2 protein-coding genes are annotated in these 1,082 nt (G+C 41.0%); both read left to right on the top strand.

Going from position 1 to position 1,082, the window contains the following annotated elements; translation table 11 throughout:
* The first annotated feature begins 32 nt into the window (after positions 1–32).
* Complete coding sequence (locus V7659_RS31870; protein ID WP_335543963.1) at positions 33–608, top strand: GNAT family N-acetyltransferase; 576 nt, start codon at positions 33–35, stop codon at positions 606–608.
* Between the two features lie 100 nt (positions 609–708).
* Positions 709–1,082, top strand: a 374-nt coding sequence (locus V7659_RS31865) for a VOC family protein (RefSeq protein WP_335543962.1), incomplete at its 3' end; no start/stop codon positions are given.

The raw sequence follows: 1,082 nt of genomic DNA, 5'->3' as shown, positions 1-1,082 counted from the left end.
CTATATCTGTTCAAAAAAAGGAGGACCATCATATGTTTCAATTCAGACTTGCTAGAGAGGATGAACTGCCTCAAGTGGCAGCGTTGTTAGATGATTCATTTCAGAACTATTCATTTTTTGATTTATTATGCGAAAAGGTGACCAATCGTTCTGCTTTCGCCCGTCAGTTGCATTTGATCAATACAAAGGTATATTTTCAGCATCAAATCTGTTTGGTCGGGGTTGAGAACGAGAAAATTGTGTCTGCCGCCCTGTTAAAACATCCCCGTCTTCCTGAACCAGGACTCATGGATTATGTGTTATCTGGTGGGTTAAAGCTACTCTTTACTGGTGGCATATCGGCGATTCAGCATGTGTTCCGTATGTTAAAGGAGGCAAAAAAAGCGTGTTCTTCCTTAAAGAAACCTTACTGGTATTTAGAAGCTCTTGTCGTTGCAAAAGACCAACAAGGAAAAAAACTTGGAAGCCGTATGCTAAAGCAATGTCTTTTCCCCTTTATCGCCCGGCAAGGCGGCGGACTGTTCACACTGNNAATCGTCATTTCTATCGAAAAAATGGGTGGACGGAGTTTGATGAGAGAGTACTGCACGGAGAAAACATGTCCCTAGAAAGCTGGAGTTATAAAACCGTGATCAAATAAGGTATCTTCTTCAAGGGATGATATAATAGAAGCAGTTCAAACAATGATCATACTTGGAGGAGAGACTGATGATACGACGACTTGATCATATCGTGTTGACTGTACAACATATGGAGGAAACCATTCGCATTTATACAAACGTATTAGGAATGAAGGAAGAAACTTTTGGAGAAGGCCGTAAAGCCCTTCGTTTTGGCTTACAAAAGATCAACCTTCATGAAGCGGGTCATGAATTTGAACCAAAAGCTGCTCATCCCCAGCCTGGATCTGCTGACTTGTGTTTTATCACCGATTTAGATATAGACAGTTTATTGCTTCATCTTCGAAAGCAGGTTGTTCCAATTGAAGAAGGTCCGGTCAGACGTTCTGGTGCATTAGGTCCGATTGAATCCATTTATATCCGTGATCCTGATATGAACTTAATTGAAATCTCCCGATATAT

This window comes from Neobacillus drentensis (assembly GCF_036966985.1).
Lineage (GTDB): Bacteria > Bacillota > Bacilli > Bacillales > Cytobacillaceae > Neobacillus > Neobacillus drentensis_E.
This window is presented reverse-complemented; position numbering and strand designations above follow the sequence as displayed.